The organism is Kocuria cellulosilytica (assembly GCF_040981245.1).
GTDB classification, from domain to species: Bacteria; Actinomycetota; Actinomycetes; order Actinomycetales; family Micrococcaceae; genus Kocuria; species Kocuria cellulosilytica.
Map to the genome: position 1 here is coordinate 12,041 of NZ_JAVFWZ010000004.1, position 20,370 is coordinate 32,410.

Annotated in this window: 14 protein-coding genes; 10 read left to right on the top strand and 4 right to left on the bottom strand. The window is 74.5% G+C overall.

The window, feature by feature from the left end; translation table 11 throughout:
* Positions 1-76 precede the first annotated feature (76 nt).
* The gene (locus RCG67_RS07630) at positions 77-1,048 is read right to left on the bottom strand and encodes a siderophore ABC transporter substrate-binding protein (protein WP_368825578.1); all 972 of its coding nucleotides are present in this window, start codon (positions 1,046-1,048) and stop codon (positions 77-79) included.
* Positions 1,049-1,477: 429 nt separating this feature from the next.
* On the opposite strand from RCG67_RS07630, the gene groES reads away from it, so the two are divergent.
* From groES to RCG67_RS07680, 10 genes are all read left to right on the top strand, one after another.
* Entirely contained in the window at positions 1,478-1,774 is a 297-nt protein-coding gene (gene groES, locus RCG67_RS07635) for a co-chaperone GroES (protein ID WP_047801805.1), read from the top strand.
* A 151-nt stretch (positions 1,775-1,925) separates the two neighbouring features.
* Entirely contained in the window at positions 1,926-3,530 is a 1,605-nt protein-coding gene (gene groL / locus RCG67_RS07640) for a chaperonin GroEL (protein ID WP_368825579.1), read from the top strand.
* A 144-nt stretch (positions 3,531-3,674) separates the two neighbouring features.
* Positions 3,675-5,738 carry an acyltransferase family protein gene (locus RCG67_RS07645; RefSeq protein ID WP_368825580.1) on the top strand — a complete coding sequence of 688 codons (2,064 nt, stop codon included), beginning with the start codon at positions 3,675-3,677 and terminating at the stop codon, positions 5,736-5,738.
* Between the two features lie 205 nt (positions 5,739-5,943).
* Positions 5,944-8,043 (top strand): acyltransferase family protein, encoded by a 2,100-nt coding sequence (locus RCG67_RS07650; protein WP_368825581.1) that lies wholly within the window; start codon positions 5,944-5,946, stop codon positions 8,041-8,043.
* A gap of 42 nt (positions 8,044-8,085) precedes the next feature.
* The gene (gene guaB / locus RCG67_RS07655) at positions 8,086-9,648 is read left to right on the top strand and encodes an IMP dehydrogenase (RefSeq protein WP_082696881.1); all 1,563 of its coding nucleotides are present in this window, start codon (positions 8,086-8,088) and stop codon (positions 9,646-9,648) included.
* Positions 9,649-9,682: 34 nt separating this feature from the next.
* Positions 9,683-10,804: a GuaB3 family IMP dehydrogenase-related protein gene (locus tag RCG67_RS07660; protein WP_368825582.1), complete on the top strand. Its 1,122-nt coding sequence runs from the start codon at positions 9,683-9,685 to the stop codon at positions 10,802-10,804.
* 99 nt (positions 10,805-10,903) lie between these two features.
* The gene (locus tag RCG67_RS07665; RefSeq protein WP_368825583.1) at positions 10,904-11,908 is read left to right on the top strand and encodes an SURF1 family cytochrome oxidase biogenesis protein; all 1,005 of its coding nucleotides are present in this window, start codon (positions 10,904-10,906) and stop codon (positions 11,906-11,908) included.
* On the top strand, positions 11,901-12,497 hold the full coding sequence (locus tag RCG67_RS07670) for a DUF3817 domain-containing protein (protein WP_368825584.1): 597 nt from the start codon (positions 11,901-11,903) through the stop codon (positions 12,495-12,497). The genes RCG67_RS07665 and RCG67_RS07670 overlap by 8 nt, the downstream gene beginning before the upstream one ends.
* A 23-nt stretch (positions 12,498-12,520) precedes the next feature.
* Positions 12,521-14,128: a glutamine-hydrolyzing GMP synthase gene (gene guaA / locus RCG67_RS07675; protein ID WP_368825585.1), complete on the top strand. Its 1,608-nt coding sequence runs from the start codon at positions 12,521-12,523 to the stop codon at positions 14,126-14,128.
* A gap of 132 nt (positions 14,129-14,260) precedes the next feature.
* Positions 14,261-18,055 (top strand): hypothetical protein, encoded by a 3,795-nt coding sequence (locus tag RCG67_RS07680; protein ID WP_368825586.1) that lies wholly within the window; start codon positions 14,261-14,263, stop codon positions 18,053-18,055.
* Between the two features lie 272 nt (positions 18,056-18,327).
* Here RCG67_RS07680 and RCG67_RS07685 read toward each other — a convergent pair whose 3' ends face one another.
* The 3 genes from RCG67_RS07685 to RCG67_RS07695 form a co-directional block, all read right to left on the bottom strand.
* Positions 18,328-19,056 (bottom strand): SAF domain-containing protein, encoded by a 729-nt coding sequence (locus RCG67_RS07685; protein WP_368825587.1) that lies wholly within the window; start codon positions 19,054-19,056, stop codon positions 18,328-18,330.
* A 129-nt stretch (positions 19,057-19,185) separates the two neighbouring features.
* On the bottom strand, positions 19,186-19,536 hold the full coding sequence (locus tag RCG67_RS07690) for an FmdB family zinc ribbon protein (RefSeq protein ID WP_368825588.1): 351 nt from the start codon (positions 19,534-19,536) through the stop codon (positions 19,186-19,188).
* A gap of 63 nt (positions 19,537-19,599) precedes the next feature.
* Complete coding sequence (locus RCG67_RS07695; RefSeq protein ID WP_368825589.1) at positions 19,600-20,241, bottom strand: 5-formyltetrahydrofolate cyclo-ligase; 642 nt, start codon at positions 20,239-20,241, stop codon at positions 19,600-19,602.
* Between the last annotated feature and the right edge of the window lie 129 nt (positions 20,242-20,370).

The following is a 20,370-nucleotide window of genomic DNA, read 5'->3' on the forward strand; positions in this document are numbered from 1 at the left end:
GCCCGGGTGCCCCGCACGGGCGACGGGCGGTCGCCGTGCGGGGCACCCGGGAGCCGGGCTCGGCCGGGTCGGCGGATCAGGCGAGGGACTCCTGGACCTCGGCGATCATGGCCGGGAAGTTGTTCAGGCCGAGGCCGACGAGGTACCAGCTGGCGCTGTCCACGTAGGTGATCTGGTCCTGCTGCGCGGCGGTGGTGCCGTTGACGAGCTCGTTGTCGAGCACCTGCTGGGCGGCCTCGCCGCCGGACTGGCCGATGGCGGTGTCGCGGTCCAGCACGAAGATGCGGTCGGGGTTCGCGTCGGCGATCGCCTCGAAGGAGACGGCCTCGCCGTGGGTGCCCTCGGCCTGGACGTCGGCCGCGGACTCGAAGCCCAGCAGGTCGAAGACGATGTTGCCGAAGCGCGAGTTCGGCCCGTAGGCGTTGACCTCGCCGGCGTTGGTCAGCAGGAACATCGCGGTGCCCGCCTCGGCGGTCCGGGCCTTCGTCTCCGCGACCTGCTCCTCGACGGCGGTCAGCTTCTCCTCGACCTCGGTCTCCTTGCCGAAGATCTCCCCGAGGGTCCGCGACTGCTCGGTGAAGGAGTTCAGCGCGTCGGCCTGGTCGAGCGAGAGGTCAACGGTGGGGGCGATCTCGGCGAGCTGGTCGTAGAAGTCGGCGGTGCGCCCGGAGATGATGATCAGGTCCGGGGCGGCGGCGGCGACGGCCTCGAGGTCCGGCTCCTTCATGGAGCCTGCGTTGACGTACTCGTCCGACCGGTACTCGGAGAACTGCTCGGGCAGGCTGCCGCTCTTGGGCAGGCCCTGGACGTCCTCGTCCAGCGCCTGCAGCGAGTCGAGGACGCCGAGGTCGAAGGTGATCACGTTCTCCGGGTCCACGGTGACGTCCGTGGTGCCCTGCGCGTGCTCCACGCTGACGGTCTCCGCCGAGGCGGCGCTCGGCGCGTCCTCGCCGGTGGTCGCCGCGCCGGAGGTCGAGCAGCCCGCGAGGGCCAGGACCGAGGCGGCGGCCAGCAGGGCGGTGGAGCGGTGTCGGAGAGTGCAGTTCATGGTCTTCCTTTGTGCAGAGGACGTCGGCGCGCTCCGGGGTGGAGGGCGCCGGCGGGATCCGATGGGCGCGACGGACCCGCACACCGGTGTGCGGGGACGACGGGGAGGGCACCGTTGCTCGGCCGAGGTAAGGGTTGCCTTACCGCTCAACCTAGAGCGTCGGACGGGCGTGAGGCAAATCATTGGGGAACACCGGTGTGACCTAATTCCTCCGCGGGGTCCGCAGGAGCCGGCGCGCTGGCACTCGCCTTGACCGACTGCCAGCCCCCTCCTACAGTTGGCCTTGGCACTCTCCGGGTGAGGGTGCTAAGGGCCAGGCGATCGATCGGCACCGCGACGACGGTTGGTGCGCCAACCGGCCCGAAGCTCGACAGCGGGCTCCGCCCGCGGTCGCCCACCGTTTTCCACCCCTACAGACAAGGAGAGATCGTGTCGGTCTCCATCAAGCCTCTCGAGGATCGCATCGTCGTTCAGCCGCTCGCCGCTGAGCAGACCACCGCGTCCGGTCTCGTCATCCCGGACACCGCCAAGGAGAAGCCCCAGGAGGGCAAGGTCCTGGCCGTCGGCCCCGGTCGGGTCGACGACTCCGGCAACCGCATCCCGGTCGACGTCAAGGAGGGCGACGTCGTGATCTTCTCCAAGTACGGCGGCACCGAGGTCAAGTACAACGGCGAGGAGTACCTGGTGCTCCCGGCCCGCGACGTGCTCGCCGTCGTCGAGAAGTAGACCGGGCGGCACAGACCCGGCGCAGACCGCGCAGTCCGGACGAAGGGTGCCTGTCGCGCACGCCCCGCGGGGCCCGCGGCGGGCACCCTTCGCCGATTCCCGATCCCCGAAACCGCTGGCGACCCCAGCCACCCAGAAGGAGCCATTGCCCATGGCCAAGCAGCTGGCATTCGACGATGCCGCACGCAAGTCCCTCGAGAACGGCGTCAACAAGCTCGCCGACACCGTCAAGGTCACCCTCGGCCCGCGCGGGCGCAACGTGGTGCTCGACAAGAAGTGGGGCGCCCCCACGATCACCAACGACGGCGTGACCATCGCCCGCGAGGTCGAGCTCGACGACCCGTACGAGAACCTCGGCGCCCAGCTCGCCAAGGAGGTGGCGACCAAGACCAACGACGTCGCCGGCGACGGCACCACCACCGCCACCGTGCTCGCCCAGGCGCTCGTCAAGGAGGGCCTGCGCAACGTGGCCGCCGGCGCCGACCCGCTGAGCCTCAAGCGCGGCATCGAGAAGGCCGTCGAGGCGGTCACCGACCGCCTGCTGGAGAACGCCCGCCCCGTGGAGGGCGCCAACGTCGCCCACGTGGCCGCCATCTCCGCGCAGGACCCGGCGATCGGCGAGCTCATCGCGCGCGCCTTCGAGACCGTCGGCAAGGACGGCGTCATCACGATCGAGGACGGCTCGAGCACCGAGGTCGAGCTCGACGTCACCGAGGGCATGCAGTTCGACAAGGGCTACCTGTCCCCGTCCTTCGTGACCGACGCCGAGCGCCAGGAAGCGGTCATGGAGAACTCCCTGGTGCTGCTGTACCAGGGCAAGATCTCCTCGGTGCCGGAGCTCATGCCCGTGCTCGAGAAGGTCCTCCAGGCCAAGAAGCCGCTGACCATCATCGCCGAGGACGTCGAGGGCGAGGCCCTCTCCACCCTCGTGGTCAACAAGCTGCGCGGCACCCTCGACGTCGTGGCCCTCAAGGCCCCCGGCTTCGGCGACCGCCGCAAGGCGATCCTGCAGGACCTCGCCGTGCTCACCGGCGGCCAGCTCATCACCACCGAGCTGGGCATCAGCCTCGACCAGGTCACCCTCGAGCAGCTGGGCACCGCCCGCCGCGTGACGGTGACCAAGAACGAGACCACCCTCGTGGACGGCGGCGGGACCGAGGCCGAGATCCAGGACCGGGTCGCCACGATCCGCGCCGAGGCCGAGCGCACCGACTCCGAGTGGGACCGCGAGAAGCTGCAGGAGCGCCTCGCCCGCCTGGCCGGCGGCGTCTCCGTGATCAAGGTCGGCGCGGCCACCGAGGTCGAGGCCAAGGAGCGCAAGCACCGCATCGAGGACGCCGTGTCCTCGACGCGCGCGGCCCTCGAGCAGGGCATCGTCTCCGGCGGCGGCACCGCGCTGGTGCAGGCCGCGAAGGTCCTCGACGAGTCCGACCTCGGGCTCACCGGTGACGCCGCGACCGCCCTGGGCATCGTCCGCCGCGCCCTGCGGCAGCCGCTGTACTGGATCGCCCAGAACGCCGGCCAGGACGGGGCCGTGGTCGCCGCCCGGGTGGCCGAGCTCGAGCCCGGCCACGGCTACGACGCCGCCACCGGCGAGTACGTCGAGATGGTCGGCGCGGGCATCATCGACCCGGTCAAGGTCACCCGCTCGGCCCTGCAGAACGCCGCCTCCATCGCGGCGCTCGTGCTGACCACCGAGACGCTCGTGACGGACAAGCCCGCCGACGACGAGGACGGGCACGGCCACCAGCACTGACCCGGCCCGCGGCGGACCCGTCCCACCACCGGTGGGGCGGGTCCGCCGCCGTCTGCGGGGTCCGCACCGCGGCCTCCGGTAGAGTGCGGAGGTCCGCCCGACCACTGCCGCGCCCCGGCGGCACGGTGTTCCTAGGAGGAGCCCATGACGAGCCTTCGTGAGCAGGACGCGCCCGTCGGGACGGCCACGGCCCGGCGGGTGGCCCGGTACGCGGGGTTCCGCCCGGAGGTGCAGGGGCTGCGGTTCGTCGCGGTGCTGCTCGTGGTGGTCTACCACGTGTTCCTCGACCGGGTGTCGGGCGGCGTGGACATCTTCCTGCTGATCTCGGCGTTCTTCCTGACCCTGTCCTTCGTGCGCAAGCTCGAGGCGGGCCGGCCCCTGGCGCTGGGACGGTACTGGCTGCACGTGTTCAAGCGGCTGCTGCCGCTCGCGGTGCTCACGATCCTCGGCACCCTGCTGCTGGCGTGGTGGTTCTTCCCGGAGGCGCGGATCGACCGCGTGCGCACGGAGGCGCTGGCCTCGGCGCTCTACGTGGAGAACTGGGCGCTGGCCCTGGCCGAGGTGGACTACTACGCGGCCGACGCCTCCACGGCCTCGCCGTTCCAGCACTTCTGGTCCCTGTCGGTGCAGGGCCAGGTGTTCCTGCTGTGGCCGCTGGTGTTCGGGGCGGCGTGGCTGGTGTGCCGGCGCGGCCGGTGGCGGCCGGTGCCGGTGCTGGCGGTGGCCTTCGGGCTGATCTTCGCGGCCTCCCTGGCCTGGTCGGTGCACGCGACCGCCACGAACCAGGCCTTCGCCTACTTCGACACCCGGGCCCGGCTGTGGGAGTTCGCCCTGGGCTCGCTGCTGGCCCTGGCGGTGCCGTACCTGCACCCGCCGCGGGCCGTGCGGGTGGCGCTGGGCTGGGCGGGGATGGCCAGCATGGTCTCGGTCGGGATGCTCGTCGACGTGCAGGGTGCGTTCCCCGGGTGGATCGCGCTGTGGCCGCTGCTCTCCGCGGCGGCGGTGATCGTGGCCGGGCAGTCCGGCTCGCCCCTCGGCCTGGACCGGGTGCTGGCCTCGCGGCCGCTGGTGCGGCTGGGGGACGCCTCCTACGCGCTGTACCTGGTGCACTGGCCGCTGCTGATCACCTACCTGGTGCTGCGGGACCGGCCGGTGGCCGGTCCGCGCTCCGGGGTGGCGATCATCGTGGTCTCGCTGGTGCTGGCGGTGCTCGCCACGAAGCTGGTAGAGCGCCCCTTCCAGCGGTGGGCGTGGCCGGAGCGGGACAAGCGGCGGCTGGCGGTGTCGGTGGCGGTGAGCCTGGCGCTGGTCGCCGTGCCGGTGCTGGCGTGGCAGCAGGCCGACGCGCGCCGGGCGGAGCGGCTGGCGCAGGAGGCCGCCCGCAACAGTCCCGGGGCCGCGGTGCTGGAGCCGGGCTTCGAGTTCCGCGGCGACCCGGACGCCCCCACCCTGCCCCTGGCCTCCGCCCTGGGCGACGAGTGGGTGGGACTGCCGGAGCCCTGCTCCGGGGAGTTCGCCCCCGAGCGGGAGGTCCTCGAGCAGTACTGCCGCCAGACCCCGGCCCTGTCCGACCCCTCGCGCACCGTCGCGGTGGTCGGCAACTCCCACATGGAGCAGTTCATGGGCGCGCTGATCCCCGTGGCGGAGGAGCACGGCTGGCAGCTCGTCGCCGTGCTGCAGCCCGGCTGCGCCTTCGCGGTGCGCCCGGAGGGGGACGCCTGCCACGCGGGCAACGACGCGGCGATCGAGTACGTGGAGCGGCTCGCGCCGGACGCGGTCATGACGACCTCGACCTACGCGGCCCGCATGGACGGTTCCGCCGAGGCCCTGGTCGGCGGGTTCCCCGAGCTGGTCGAGCGGCTGACGGGCCAGGGCATCGACGTCGTCGGCTTCCGGGACAACCCCCGGTTCGACTTCAACCCCTACGAGTGCGCCCAGCGCCACGGCCAGGACGCCGACCGCTGCCGCGTGCCCGTCGAGCAGGTGCTGGCCCCCGTCAACCCGGCCGACGCCCTCGCGGACCGGGCCGGGTTCACCTCCCTCGACCTCACCGACCTCATCTGCCCGGAGGGGCTGTGCCGTCCCGTGGTGGGCAACGCGTACGTCTTCTTCGACCCGCACCACCTCACGTGGACCTACGCCCGGACCATGGCGCCGGCCGTGGAGGCGCGGCTGCCCGGCCCGCTCCTCGCCGGGGCGTCCCCCTGAGCACGGGACGCGCCCCGCGCCGGACCCCGGGGACAGCACCCCGGCGCGCGTCCACCGGCCCGCCGCCGGCCGTGCGATAGGGTCACGACGGGCGCCCCCCGCCCGCACCCCCTGCTCTGCCCCCCGCTCGTCCCCCCCCCCCCCCCGTTCCCCCTCCCCGGTGCCGCCCGCGGCCGTCCCGGGGCCGCCCCCTGGAGGTGCCCCCGTGGCCACCGTGCACGCCACCGCCCCGCAGCCGTCCACCGGGACCGCCGAGAGCCCGGACGCGGCGCGGCGGGGCGCCGGCCGATACTCGGGGTTCCGCCCGGAGGTGCAGGGCCTGCGCGCGGTCGCGGTGCTGCTGGTGGTGGTCTACCACGTGTTCCTCGGCCGGGTCTCCGGGGGCGTGGACGTCTTCCTGCTGATCTCGGCGTTCTTCCTGACCCTGTCCTTCGTGCGCAAGCTCGAGGCGGGCCGGCCCCTGGCGATCGGGCGGTACTGGCTGCACGTGTTCAAGCGGCTGCTGCCCCTCGCGGTGCTCACCATCCTGGCCACCCTGGTGCTGGTGGAGCTGTTCTACCCGGCCTACGACGCCGGGCGGTGGCGGGACGAGGCGCTCGCCTCGGTGTTCTACGCGGAGAACTGGGCGCTGGCGCTGAGCGCGGTGGATTACTACGCGGCCGACCACTCGACGGCCTCGCCGTTCCAGCACTTCTGGTCCCTGTCGGTGCAGGGGCAGGTGTTCCTGCTGTGGCCGCTGGTCTTCGCCGCGGCGTGGCTGGTGTGCCGGCGGAGCCGGTGGCGGCCGGTGCCGGTGCTGGCGGTGGCCTTCGGGCTGATCCTCGCGGTTTCCCTGGCCTGGTCGGTGCACGCCACGGCCACGCAGCAGGAGTTCGCCTACTTCGACACCCGCACCCGGCTGTGGGAGTTCGCCCTCGGCTCGCTGCTGGCGCTGGCCCTGCCCCACCTGCGGCCCGGCCGCCGGCTGCGCGTGGTGCTCGGCTGGGCCGGGATGGCGAGCATGGTCTCGGTGGGCGTGCTGGTCGACGTGCAGGGTGCGTTCCCGGGGTGGATCGCGCTGTGGCCGCTGCTCTCCGCGGCGGCGGTGATCGCGGCCGGGCAGTCCGGATCCCGCTTCGGCCTGGACCGGCTCCTCGCCTCCCGCCCCCTGGTGCGGCTCGGCGACTCCGCCTACGCGCTGTACCTGATCCACTGGCCGGTGCTGATCACCTACCTCGTGCTCCGGGACCGGCCCGTGGCCGGGCCCCGGTCGGGGGTGGCGATCGTGCTGGTCTGCCTGGTGCTGGCGGTGCTGGCCACCCGGCTGGTCGAGGACCCGCTCAAGCGCTGGACCTGGCCCGAGCGGAGCCGGCTGCGGCTGGCCGCCGTGATCGTGGTGTGCCTCGCCGCGGTCGCGGTCCCCGTGACCGCGGAGCGCGTGGCCGAGGACCGGCGGGCCCTCGAGATCGCCGCGTCCGCCGACCGCAACAACCCGGGGGCGGCGGTCCTGCTGCCGGGCTTCCGCCACCAGGGCGACCCGGCCGCCGAGACCATCCCCGTGATCACCGGGGAGCCGTACGCGAAGCCGGGGCTCGGCGAGCCGTGCCCGCCCGGCGCGGGGGTGGAGGAGCGCTTCCGGCGGTGGTGCTTCGACACCGTCCCGAACCCCGACCCCTCCGCCACGATGCTGGTGATCGGCAACAGCCACGTGCACCAGTGGATCCCGGCCGTGGAGCACCTGGCCGAGCGCAACGACTGGCGCGTGGTCACCTACATCCGCGGCAACTGCCTGTACGGGCTGCCCGAGGAGCAGGTCGCCGACCACGAGCCGTGCGCCCGCTGGCTCGAGGGCACCGACCCGGCGGTGGAGGCCGTGGACCCGGACCTGGTGCTGGTCCAGGGCACCCGCAGCACGGACGAGAACGAGGAGCAGTTCACCCCCGGGATGGAGCAGCGCATCCGCGGGCTCGCGCAGCGCGGCATCCAGGTCGTCGCGCTGCGGGACAACCCCCGGTTCGACTTCGTCCCCGCGCGCTGCGCCGCGGAGCACGGGGCCGACGCCCCCGAGTGCACCGCCTCCCACACGATCCTGGGCCCGGACAGCCCGCTGGCCCCGGTGGCCGAGCTGCCGCGGGTCTCCATGGTCGACCTCGGGGACCTCATCTGCCCGGACGGCACCTGCACCCCCGTCGTCGGCAACGTCTTCACCTACTGGGACAACAACCACCTCACCGTCGAGTACGTGCGGACGCTGGCCCCCGTGTTCGCGGAGCGGGTCGAGGCGGCCCTGCACGCGGACCGGGCCGGGTTCCCCGCCGGGCCGTGAGCACGGCCACAGCCGTCCGCCGGCCGGGACCCGGCCCGTAGAATGGTCGCGACTCCCTCGAAGCTGAAAGGCCCCACCGTGTCGGATACCGCCGTCCCCACCGCCCTGTCCGAGGACCCCTTCGGGTTCACCGGCCTGACCTACGACGACGTCCTGCTGCTGCCCGGCAACACCGACGTCATCCCGTCCGAGGCGTCCACGCGCACCCGCCTGTCCCGGCGCATCGACCTGGAGGTGCCGCTGCTGTCCGCCGCCATGGACACCGTCACCGAGTCCTCGATGGCGATCGCCATGGCCCGCCAGGGCGGCATCGGCGTGATCCACCGCAACCTCTCGATCCAGGACCAGGCCGAGCACGTGGACCGGGTGAAGCGCAGCGAGTCGGGGATGATCACCGACCCCGTGACCATCTCCCCGGAGGCGACCCTCGAGGACCTGGACCGGCTGTGCGGCTACTACCGGGTCTCCGGCCTGCCCGTCGTGGACGCCGAGCAGAAGCTGCTGGGCATCATCACCAACCGCGACACCCGGTACCTGCCGGAGAGCGAGTTCCCGCGGCGCCGGGTGCACGAGGTCATGACGCCCATGCCGCTGATCACCGGCAAGGTCGGGATGGCGAAGGACGACGCGCACCAGCTGCTGGCGTCCAACAAGATCGAGAAGCTGCCGCTCGTCGACGACGCGGGCCGGCTCACGGGCCTGATCACGATCAAGGACTTCACCAAGGCGGAGCAGTACCCCCACGCCACCAAGGACGACGAGGGCCGGCTGCGCGTCGGCGCCGCCGTCGGCTTCTTCGGCGACGGCTTCGAGCGGGCCATGACCCTGGTCGAGGCCGGTGTGGACGCCCTGTTCATCGACACCGCCAACGGACACTCGCAGGGCGTGCTGGACATGATCGCCCGGCTCAAGGCGGAGACCGCCGCCGCGCACGTGGACGTCATCGGCGGGCAGGCGGCCACCCGCCACGGCGCCCAGGCCATCGTCGACGCCGGCGCGGACGCCGTGAAGGTGGGCGTGGGCCCCGGCTCGATCTGCACCACCCGCATCATCGCCGGCGTGGGCGTCCCCCAGGTCACCGCCGTCAACGAGGCGGCGAAGGCCGCGATCCCGGCGGGCGTGCCCCTGATCGCCGACGGCGGCCTGCAGTACTCCGGCGACATCGGCAAGGCCCTCGTGGCCGGGGCGGACTCCGTGATGGTCGGGTCCCTGCTCGCGGGCTGCGACGAGTCCCCGGGCGAGCTGATCTTCGTCAACGGCAAGCAGTTCAAGACCTATCGGGGGATGGGCTCGCTGGGAGCCATGCAGTCCCGCGGCAAGAACACCTCCTACTCCAAGGACCGCTACTTCCAGGCCGACGTCGCCAGCGACGAGAAGCTCATCCCCGAGGGCATCGAGGGCCAGGTCCCGTACCGCGGCCCGCTCTCGGCCGTGGTCCACCAGCTCGACGGCGGCCTGCGCCAGACCATGTTCTACGTGGGCGCCCACAGCATCGAGGAGCTCAAGCACCAGGGCCGGTTCGTGCGCATCACCCCGGCCGGGCTCAAGGAGTCCCACCCGCACGACATCACGATGACCGTCGAGGCACCCAACTACCAGCGCTGAGCGAGCGTCCGCTGCACCGTTCGGAAAGGACACCATGAGCTACGACATCGAGATCGGCCGCTCCAAACGCGCCCGCCGCACCTTCTCCCTGGACGAGATCGCCCTCGTCCCGTCGCGCCGCACGCGCGACCCCCGGGACGTGTCCACGGACTGGCAGATCGACGCCTACCGGTTCTCCATCCCGTTCCTGGGCGCCCCGATGGACTCGGCGACGTCCCCGGAGACGGCCATCGCCCTCGGCCGGGCCGGGGGACTGGGGGTGCTGGACCTCGAGGGGCTCTGGACCCGCTACGAGGACCCGCAGCCGGTGCTCGAGGAGATCGCGGAGCTCTCCGGGGAGGACGCCCCGGCGTCCACGCGCCGGATGCAGGAGCTCTACGAGGCCCCCGTGCAGCCGGAGCTGATCACGGCCCGGCTCGCGCAGATCCGGGAGTCGGGGGTCATCGTCGCGGGGTCCCTGACGCCGCAGCGCACGGTGGAGCACTACCGCACCGTCCTGGACGCCGGCGTGGACGTCTTCGTGATCCGCGGCACCACGGTCTCCGCGGAGCACGTCTCCCGCAACCAGGAGCCGCTGGACCTCAAGAAGTTCATCTACGACCTCGACGTCCCGGTCATCGTGGGCGGCGCCGCGGGCTACACGCCGGCGCTGCACCTCATGCGCACGGGCGCGGCCGGGGTGCTCGTGGGCTTCGGCGGCGGCGCGTCCATGCGCATCCAGAACACCCTGGGCATCCACGCGGCCATGGCCACGGCGATCTCCGACGTCGCGGCGGCCCGCCGCGACTACCTCGACGAGTCCGGCGGGCGCTACGTCCACGTCATCGCCGACGGCGGGGTGGGGGTCTCCGGGGACATCGTCAAGGCGCTCGCCATGGGCGCGGACGCCGTGATGCTCGGCACCGCGCTGGCCCGCACCGAGGAGGCGCCCGGCCGGGGCTGGCACTGGGGTGCGGAGGCCCACCACGGGCAGCTGCCGCGCGGGCTGCGCACCCGCGTGGGCACCGTGGGGCCCCTGCAGGAGGTCCTCTTCGGGCCGTCCCGCCACGTGGACGGCACCTCCAACCTCGTCGGCGCCCTGCGCCGCTCGATGGCCACCACCGGGTACCTGGAGCTCAAGGAGTTCCAGCGCGCCGAGGTGGTCATCCGCGGCTGACCCGCGCCCCGCCGGCGGGCCCGCGCCCGTGTCCCGCCGGCGGGACACGGGCCCGCGCGCAACTGGCGAACGCCCAGGAACGCGCACTAGCCTTGACGGGTGCTCACGACCGCCCTGCGCCCCCGTTCGATCCTCGCCCTGATCGTGAGCCTCGGGCTGGCCGTGGGATTCGTGCTGCTGAGCCAGTGGCAGCTGGAGTCCAGCGAGCAGTCCCGCACGGTCGCGGACCCCGCCAAGGACGTGGCCGTCCCGCTCGCCGAGGCGGCCGAGGCCGGCGCCCCCGTCACCGCCGCGCAGGCCGACCAGCTCGTCACCGTCACCGGCGAGTACCGGGACGGGTCCACCGTCCTGGTCCCGGGGCGCCTGCAGGACGGCGCGGAGGGCTGGTGGGCGGTCAGCGCCCTCACCGTCCCCGGCAGCGAGGACCTGTGGCCGGACGCCGGCGGCGAGCTGACCCTCGCGGTGGCCCGCGGCTGGAGCGACGACCCCGCCGCGGTGCCGGAGGAGCCGGAGGGCGCCGTCGGCGTCGTCGGCCGGTACCTGCCCGCGGAGGGCCCGGTGCCCGGCGACGAGCTGCCCGAGGGGCAGGTGCGCACGGTGTCCCCGGCCCAGCTGACCAACCTCTGGGACGTCCCGCTGTGGTCCGGGTACGTGGCCGCCCTCGCCGAGACCCCCGCCGCCGCGCCGCCGCCGCTCGACGCGGACGGGAGGCTCGCCCCGGACGCCGCGCTGCTGAGCCCGGAGCTGTCCCGGCTCGACATCGACCAGCAGCCCACCGACGAGTCCGTGAACCTGCTCAACGTCTTCTACGCGGTCGAGTGGGTGGTCTTCGCCGGGTTCGCCCTCTACATCTGGTGGCGGTTCGTGCGCGACGAGTGGCAGCGCGAGCAGCACCCGGAGGAGTACTTCTACTTCGAGGGCGGGGCCTCCCGCGGCGACCACCACGGCAGCGACTACTACTACGACGAGGCCAGCGGACGCTACTACTACTACGACCCCGAGGCGGGGGAGTACTACTGGTTCGACGACCAGCCCGGCGACCGGGCGCGCGAGCCCAGGACCCACGACAGGACCCAGGACAGGACCGGAGCCCACCATGACTGAACCCACGCAGCCGACCCCCTCGCCGGCACCCGCGCCGAAGGAGCGCACCGACGGGGTGCGCGTCCCCCTGCCCCCGGACGCCCGCCCCTCGGAGGCGGCGTCCCCGGGCCGGGTCCCGCGCCGGGCGGCCGCCCTGCAGCCGCGCCGCCGCTTCGGGGGCACCGAGGCCCAGATCCGCGGCGCCCTGAGCTTCTACATGGTCTGCGCCTGGATCTCCGGGACCTTCCTGCTGCTGCTCGTGGCCGAGATGATCACCCGCTACGGACTGGGCTACGACCTGATCGCGGGCGGCACCGACCGGGCCACGGGACAGACCGTGGCCCTCGGCTGGCAGGACCTCGAGCTCGAGAACCTCGCGGGCGGGGTCAACATCTCCACCTGGATCCTCATCGTCCACGGCTGGTTCTACGTGGTCTACCTCATCTCCTGCTTCCGGATCTGGACGCTCATGCGCTGGCCCTTCCCCCAGCTCGTGGTCATGGCGCTGGGCGGCGTGGTGCCGTTCCTCTCCTTCGTGGTGGAGCGCAAGATCCACGCCTCCACCACCGCGGAGCTGCGCGCCCACCCGAAGGCCGCGAAGCGGTACTGAGCCGGTCCCGCGCCTGGCCTAGGATGGAGGGCGTGACCGAAACAGCTGAGACCCGCACCGATCTGGAGCAGCGCCCGGTCCTGGTGGTCGACTACGGCGCGCAGTACGCGCAGCTGATCGCCCGCCGGGTCCGCGAGGCCAGCGTCTATTCCGAGATCGTCCCCCACACCTGGTCGACCGAGCAGATCCTCGCCAAGAACCCCGCGGCGATCATCCTCTCGGGCGGCCCCTCCTCCGTCTACGCCGAGGACGCGCCGCAGCAGGACGCGGCGCTCTTCGAGGCCGGCGTGCCCGTCCTGGGCATCTGCTACGGCTTCCAGGCCATGGCGCAGGCCCTCGGGGGGACCGTCGCCCACACCGGCGCCCGCGAGTACGGGGCCACCACCGCCACCGCCGTGGGCGGGCCCACCGCCTCCATCCTGGAGGGCTCGCCGGGCACCCAGACCGTGTGGATGAGCCACGGCGACTCGGTCGTCGAGGCCCCCGCCGGCTTCGAGGTCCTCGCCTCCACGGAGACCACCCCCGTGGCCGCCTTCGCCGACGACGCCCGCCGGCTCTACGGCGTGCAGTGGCACCCGGAGGTCAAGCACTCCGTGCACGGGCAGCAGGTGCTCGAGCACTTCCTGTTCGACGGCGCGCAGGTCGAGCCCACCTGGTCGACCGGCAACATCATCGAGGAGCACGTCCAGCGGATCCGGGAGCAGGTCGGCACCGCGTCCGTGATCTGCGGGCTCTCCGGCGGCGTGGACTCCGCCGTGGCCGCCGCCCTGGTCCAGCGGGCCGTGGGCGACCAGCTCACGTGCGTGTTCGTGGACCACGGGCTGCTGCGCGAGGGCGAGGCCGAGCAGGTCGAGAAGGACTTCGTCGCGGCGACCGGCGTCAACCTCCACGTCGCCGAGGAGAAGGAGCGCTTCCTCACCGCGCTCGCCGGCGTCACCGACCCCGAACAGAAGCGCAAGATCATCGGCCGGGAGTTCATCCGCTCCTTCGAGGCCGCCGCCGAGGAGGTCGCCCGGAACGCCGCCCAGGAGGGCGAGCCCGTGCGCTTCCTCGTCCAGGGCACCCTCTACCCCGACGTCGTGGAGTCCGGCGGCGGGGAGGGCGCCGCCAACATCAAGAGCCACCACAACGTGGGCGGGCTGCCCGAGGACCTGCAGTTCGAGCTGGTCGAGCCGCTGCGCACGCTGTTCAAGGACGAGGTCCGCGCCGTGGGGCGCGAGCTGGGCCTGCCCCACGAGATCGTCGGCCGCCAGCCGTTCCCCGGCCCCGGGCTCGGCATCCGCATCATCGGAGAGGTCAGCGAGGCGAACCTCGCGATCCTGCGCCGGGCGGACGCCATCGCCCGCGAGGAGCTGACCCGCGCCGGGCTCGACGACGAGGTGTGGCAGATGCCGGTCGTGCTCCTGGCGGACGTGCGCTCGGTGGGCGTGCAGGGCGACGGCCGCACGTACGGGCACCCCATCGTGCTGCGCCCCGTCTCGAGCGAGGACGCGATGACCGCCGACTGGTCCCGCCTGCCCTACGACCTGCTGGCCCGCGTCTCCAACCGCATCACCAACGAGGTCGAAGAGGTCAACCGGGTGGTCTTGGACGTCACGTCCAAGCCCCCCGGAACCATCGAGTGGGAGTAGGCCCGGGGGCGGGCCCGAGGCCCGCCCCGCACGGGCGGAACACGAGCAGCCGGGGTCGAGCGGTCCGCACGGACCGCTCGACCCGTCCGTGAGCGGTGCCCGGCCCGCGGGCCGTGGCGCAGGAGGAGAACCATGTCGATCGGAGCCGACCGCACCCCCCAGGAGTCGGACCCCTCCGGGGCGCAGCCCCCGCGCGTCTCGCTGCAGCCCTGGACCCGCCAGATGGACGCCTACACCGGCCCGGACACGCTGCTGGACTTCAACCAGGTCGACAACGTGTGCATCGACCTCACCGAGGCGAACTCCTCGGGCCAGGCGCAGCTGCTCATGGGCCGCCCCACCCGCCTGTCCACGATCGTGCACGAGCCCGAGGCGTACGGGCACGCCGTGCGCGCCGCCCGGGCCCTGCGCACCAAGACCCACGAGCTGTCGGTCAACCACGGGCTGGACGCCGCGTACCTCGCCGCCGGCACCGCGTCCTGGCTCGCCCGGCCCCGGGGCTCCGACCCGACTGGCGCCGGCCAGCGCCGCTGGATCGCCCCGGTCCTGCTCGCCCCCCTCGCCCTGAAGCCGCGCCCGGACCTCGACGACTTCGAGCTCCAGCTCGTCGGCCCCGCCCGGCTCAACCCCGCCATGGTCCGCCGGCTGGCCGCGGAGCACGGCGTGGACCTGACCTCCGGGGAGCTCGCCCGGCTCGCCTACGGCACCCGGCGGCTCGATCCGGCCCCCGCCCTCGAGACGCTGCGCACCCTCGCCGGGACGGTGCCCGGGATGCACGTCCAGCACAAGCTGCTCGTCTCCACGTTCGCGGACCTGCACGACCGTCCCGCCGACCTCTCCGTCGTGGCCCGGACCGCCGTCGTGCGGGACCTCGCCCGGCTCAAGGACTCCGCGGTCGGACGGGTCCCCCAGGTCGAGGAGATCGTCGACGAGGCGCCCCCGCTCGACGAGCGCGACCCCGCCGACGAGCTGCTGCTGCTCGACGCCGACGGCCCCCAGCAGGAGGTCCTCGACCTCACCGCGCAGGGGCACTCGTTCGTGGTGACCGCCGCCCCGGGCACCGGCCAGCTGGACACCGCGGTCAACACGGTGGGCACCCTCGTGGCCGCCGGCCGGACCGTGCTGGTCCTGGGGGAGCGGCGCACCACGCTCGCCGCCTTCGGGCGGCGGATGGACGGCCTGGGCCTGGGCACCGCCGTCCTGCCGCTGTCCTCCCAGCTCAGCGACGCCGACGTGGCCCAGCAGCTCATCCGGGCGGTCGCCCGCAACGAGCGCGCCGAGCGCCCGGAGCTCACCGAGCTGCACGAGACGCTGCGCACCAGCCGCGACCAGCTCGCCGAGCACGTGCGGTCCCTGCACACCGTCCGGCCGCGGTGGTCCGTCTCCCCGTACCGGGCCGTGCAGGCGCTCGCCGAGCTGACCTCCCGCCGCCCGGCGCCCGCCACGTCCGTGCGCTTCCCGCGCTCGGTGCTCGACGCCGTCGGCGACCGGGGCGACGTGGTCGCCCGGCTCGAGCGCGCCGCCGAGCTCGGGGCCTTCGACGCCGGGACCCTGGCGGGTCCCTGGACCGGGGCGCGCCTGGTCAACGAGGACGAGGCCCGCCAGGCGCACCGGCTCGCCCAGTCCCTGCTGCTGGAGCTGACCACCCTCGAGACCGGGATGCGGCACGTGCTGGCCACGAGCGGGCTGCGCGGCGGCACGACCGTCCCCGAGTGGGGCCGGCAGCTGCGGCTGCTGCAGGAGGTCCAGGACTCCCTGACCCGCTTCACCCCCGACATCTACGACCGCCCCGTGACCGACCTGGTCGCCGCGACCGCGGGGTCCGGCTGGCGGCGCGAGCACGGGATCGAAATGACCGGGCTGCAGCGCTCGCGGCTGCGCAAGGCCGCGAAGGAGTACATCCGGCACGGGGTGCACCTCACGGACCTGCACAGCGCGCTGCTGCGCGTGCAGTCGGAGCGGGAGCGGTGGCGCGAGTGGGCCACGTCGTCGAAGCACCCGGTCGTCTCCGAGCGGGTCGAGGAGCTCGCGGCGGTGCAGGCCCGCTTCGTGGAGGACCTCGAGGGACTGGCCATCGCCCTCGAGGGCTCGCCCACCGGCGACGACCTCCTCGGGCAGCCGATCGACCGGCTGCGGGAGACCCTGGACCGGCTGATCAACGACGAGGAGAACCTCGCCGTGCTGCCCGAGCGCACCGTCCTGCTCGACGAGCTGCGCGGCCAGGGCCTCGGCGAGCTCGTGGACGACCTGGTCCGGCGGACCGTGCCCCGGGCGGAGGTCCCCGGGGAGTTCGACCTCGCCTGGTGGCAGTCCACGCTCGAGGCCATGATCACCGGCGACGACTTCCTGGCCATGCCCGAGGGCCACGCCCTGCGCAGGGCGGAGTCCGTGTTCCGCCGTGCCGACGCCGCCCACGTGGCCTCCGGCGCCGGCCGCCTCCTGTGGGAGCTCGCCGACCGCTGGCAGCGCACCGTCCGGCGCTCCCCGCGGGCCGCGGCCGCCCTGCGCCGGATGCTCCGCGCCGGCGCCGCGCCGCTCGAGGAGGTCGCCGCCTCCGCGGGCGAGCTGGTCGGCTCCCTGGTGCCCGTCTGGACGGCCAGTCCGCTGGTGCTCTCCGCGGCGCTGCCCGAGGACCACGAGTTCGACGCCGTGGTGGTGCTCGACGCCGAGAGCTCCCCGCTCGCGGCGGTGCTGCCGGCCCTGACCCGGTGCCGGCAGGTCATCGCGTTCGGGGACCCGCACCTGGGCCGCCCGCAGCCGTTCACGGTGGCGCCCACCGCGGTCCCCGCACCGGGCACCCAGCCGGTGGTCGAGGTGGACAGCGCCTTCGACGCCCTGTCCCGGGTGGTGCCGGAGCGGACGCTGCGGACCGTGTACCGGTCGATGGACGAGCAGGTCTTCCGCCACCTCAACGAGCAGTTCTACGGCGGGCGCCTGAGCAGGATCCCGCACGGCGAGTCCGTCACCGGGGCCACCCCCGTCCTCGACGTCGAGTACGTCCCGGACGGGGTGGGCGCCCTGACCGCCGGGATCGAGGGCATCCAGGCGCCCGCCGCCGAGGTGCGGCGGGTCGTGGAGCTCGTCTTCGAGCACGCGGCCCGGCACCCGCGCCGCTCGCTGGCCGTGGTGACCGCCAGCGCGGTGCACGCCGCGCGGATCGCCCAGGCCGTCCGGCAGCGGATGCGCGAGGAGCCCGGTGCCGCGGACTTCTTCGCCCCGGGGCCCGAGTCCTTCCGCGTGGTGGACCTGCACCGGGCGGCCGGGATCGTGCGGGACACCGTCATCTTCTCGCTGGGCTTCGGCAAGACCGCCAACGGCCGCACCGTGCCGTACCTCGGGGCGCTGTCCGAGCGGCACGGCCGCCAGCACTTCGTGCTCGGGATGACCCGGGCCCGCCACACCACCCGCATCGTGACCTCGCTGCACCCGGGCGAGATGGAGGGCAAGGGCCTCCAGCACGGGGCGCGCGACTTCGCCCGGGTGCTCGCCGCGCACCTCGGCGGCCCGCCCCCGGGGGAAGACGGCGCGCGGGACACCCACGACGACGCCCTGGTGGTCGACCTGGCCCGCCGCCTCACCGAGCGCGGGGCCTCCGTGCGGCTGGACTACGCGGGGGTCCTCGACCTGGTCGCGTGGGCCGGCACGGAGTCGATGTCCGCGGGCGCCGTGCTGCCGGGCCGCGCCCGCGCCGAGGACCGGCCGCTGCGGATCCCCGTGGCCGGGCAGTCCGACGGCTCGGCGGAGAACGCCGCCCTGTCCGTGCGGGAGCGGTCCCGGCTGCGGCCGCAGCAGCTCGAGCGCAGCGGCTGGAACTACCTCACGCTGTGGACCATCGAGGTCTTCACCGACCCGGACACCGTGGCCGAGCTGATCCGGCGCTATCTCGGCCTGCCCGCCGGTGACCGTCGGGGCTCCCGTGCCGGCTGAGCCGGCCCCGCCGCGCGGCGGGGCCGCCGGGCCAGGGGAGCCGCACGCCCGGCGCGGCGGGGCCGCCGGGCCGGGGGAGCCGGATCCGGCGCCGCGGCAGGACGGGTCCGCGGCGCCACGCCCGCGCCGGCGCGGGCCGCGGCGGGCCACCGGGGGCACGTTCACCGGGGCGGAGCCGCGCCTGCCCGGCCTGGAGGTCCCGCCGCGCGGGGCGCCCGGGACCGACGGGGAGCCCGCGGGGGCGGCCGGGGAACGGGCCCACGAGGAGTGGCTCAGGGCGCAGCGGCCTCCGCACTGGGACTGACCGGCGCCGGGACGAGGACCACGGTGGTGCGCCCGGTGCCGCCGGCGCCGGCCAGCTGCGCGGCGCCCTCGTGCGGGGCCCCCACCACCAGCAGCCCCTCCTCCTCGGGCGCCGCGGGCCCCGCCAGCAGGTCGCCGTCCCCGCCGCCGTCCCCGCCGGCGCCCCCGGCGGCGACCCACAGCACGGGCAGGCCCCGGCCCAGGACGTGGCGGTCGCCCGGTGCGGCGCTGTCGGGCAGGTGCACGACGTCCACGTGGTCGCCCGCGCGCACGTGCCGCAGCACCCCGGGATCGTCGATGCGCAGGGTCACCGCCGTGACGCCCCGGGCCTGCCCGGTCAGCAGGCCCGGGCCCACGAGCGCGGTCTCCGTCAGCGGCTGCCCCGGGCCCGCGGCGCCCGCGAGGACGCGCCCGGACAGCTCCGCGGGATCGGCGACGGCGCCCTCCGGGGCCAGCCCGCGCGGATAGGCGGCCACCGCGAGCCGCTCCGGGGAGAGCACCGAGCCCGCGGGCAGCGCCCCGGCGGCGGTGACCACCGGCACGGTCCTGGCCTGGGGCGGGCCGAGCCGCAGGACGGCCAGGCCCACGGCGAGGCCGAGGAGCAGCGCGGCCACCAGCCGGCGGCGCCGGGACACGACCGAGCGCAGGTGCAGGGACAGCGGATAGCGGCGTCTGAGGGTCCGTCGGCGTCGGCTCATGCGCCGCACCCTACGGCGCGGACGCGCCGGACCCGGCCGTGCGGAGGCCGCCCGGGGGAGGGCAGGGGGCTCTCGCCGGGCAGGCGCGCTCCGTGCAGTCCGGACGCCGGGACGGCGTCCGGGAACACCTCAGCCGGCGGATCCGCCCGCCGACGCGGCGGCGGGCGCGGTGGCGGACGAGGACGCGCCCGCGCCCGCCGTGGCCGCCGCGGGCGCGGTCTCCGCGGCGGAGCCGGACGCGGAGGAGCCGGACGCTGAGGCGCCGGACTCGGCGGGCGTCGAGGCGCCGGAGTCCGCGCCGCCGGAGCGGGAGTCGTTGCGGTAGAAGCCGGAGCCCTTGAACACCACGCCCACCGTGTTGAACTTCTTGCGCAGGCCTCCGGCGCACTCCGGGCAGACGGTCAGGGCGTCCTCGCTGAACGACTGGCGGATGTCGAACGCGTGGCCGCAGTCCTTGCAGGCGTAGGCGTAGACGGGCATGGGTCCTCCTGGGAAGGGTCGACGAGCGCGCTCCCTGGCACTCGAAGGGGGCGACTGCTGATTCTACCGTGTTCCCCGGCCCCGACCGGCGGACCCGTCCAGGGGCGTGGGCCCGTTCTCCGTGAGCGCCAGCGGCACGGGGGCGTCGAACTCCTCGACGGGCAGGACCCCGGCGGGGAGGACCTCGTCGGCGAAGACGCACACCGCGGTGCGCAGCTCCGGGTGGGCCGTGCGGGGCAGCGTGGCCAGGAAGCGGTCGTAGTAGCCGCCGCCGAAGCCCAGCCGGGCGCCGCCGGGGGCCACGGCCAGGGCGGGCACGAGCAGCAGGCCCACGGAGTGCATGACCTCGGCGCCGTGGCGGGCGCCGACGGGCTCCCGCAGTCCGCCGGTGCCGCCGGAGCGCTCGGGGGTGCCCGGCGACCAGCGCGCCCACGAGAGCCTGCGCCCGGGCTCGCACACGGGGACCCAGATCCGGTGGCCGCGGTGGTGGGCGGTGACCAGGGCGGGCTCGAGGGGCGGCTCGGTGGGCAGGGGGAGGTACGCGGCGACGTCGAGGTGCGGCCGGTCGGCGAGCAGCTCCGCCAGGTGCCGGTCGAAGCCGACGGCGGCGTGCTCCCGGGCGGCCCGCGGGCGCCGCGCACGGGCGGCCCGCAGCTCGCGGCGCAGCCGGGCCTTCGCCTCGGCGGGGCCCCCGGGATGGGTCATCGTCGTGTCCGCTCCTGTCCGGTGCTCGGGCCGGGGAGGCACCCCGGACCAGCCGGCCCACCCGGGCCGGTGGTGCGAGGCTAGCCGGGGCCGCCGCGGCGGGCAACCGTGCCGTGCCGGGAATCCGCT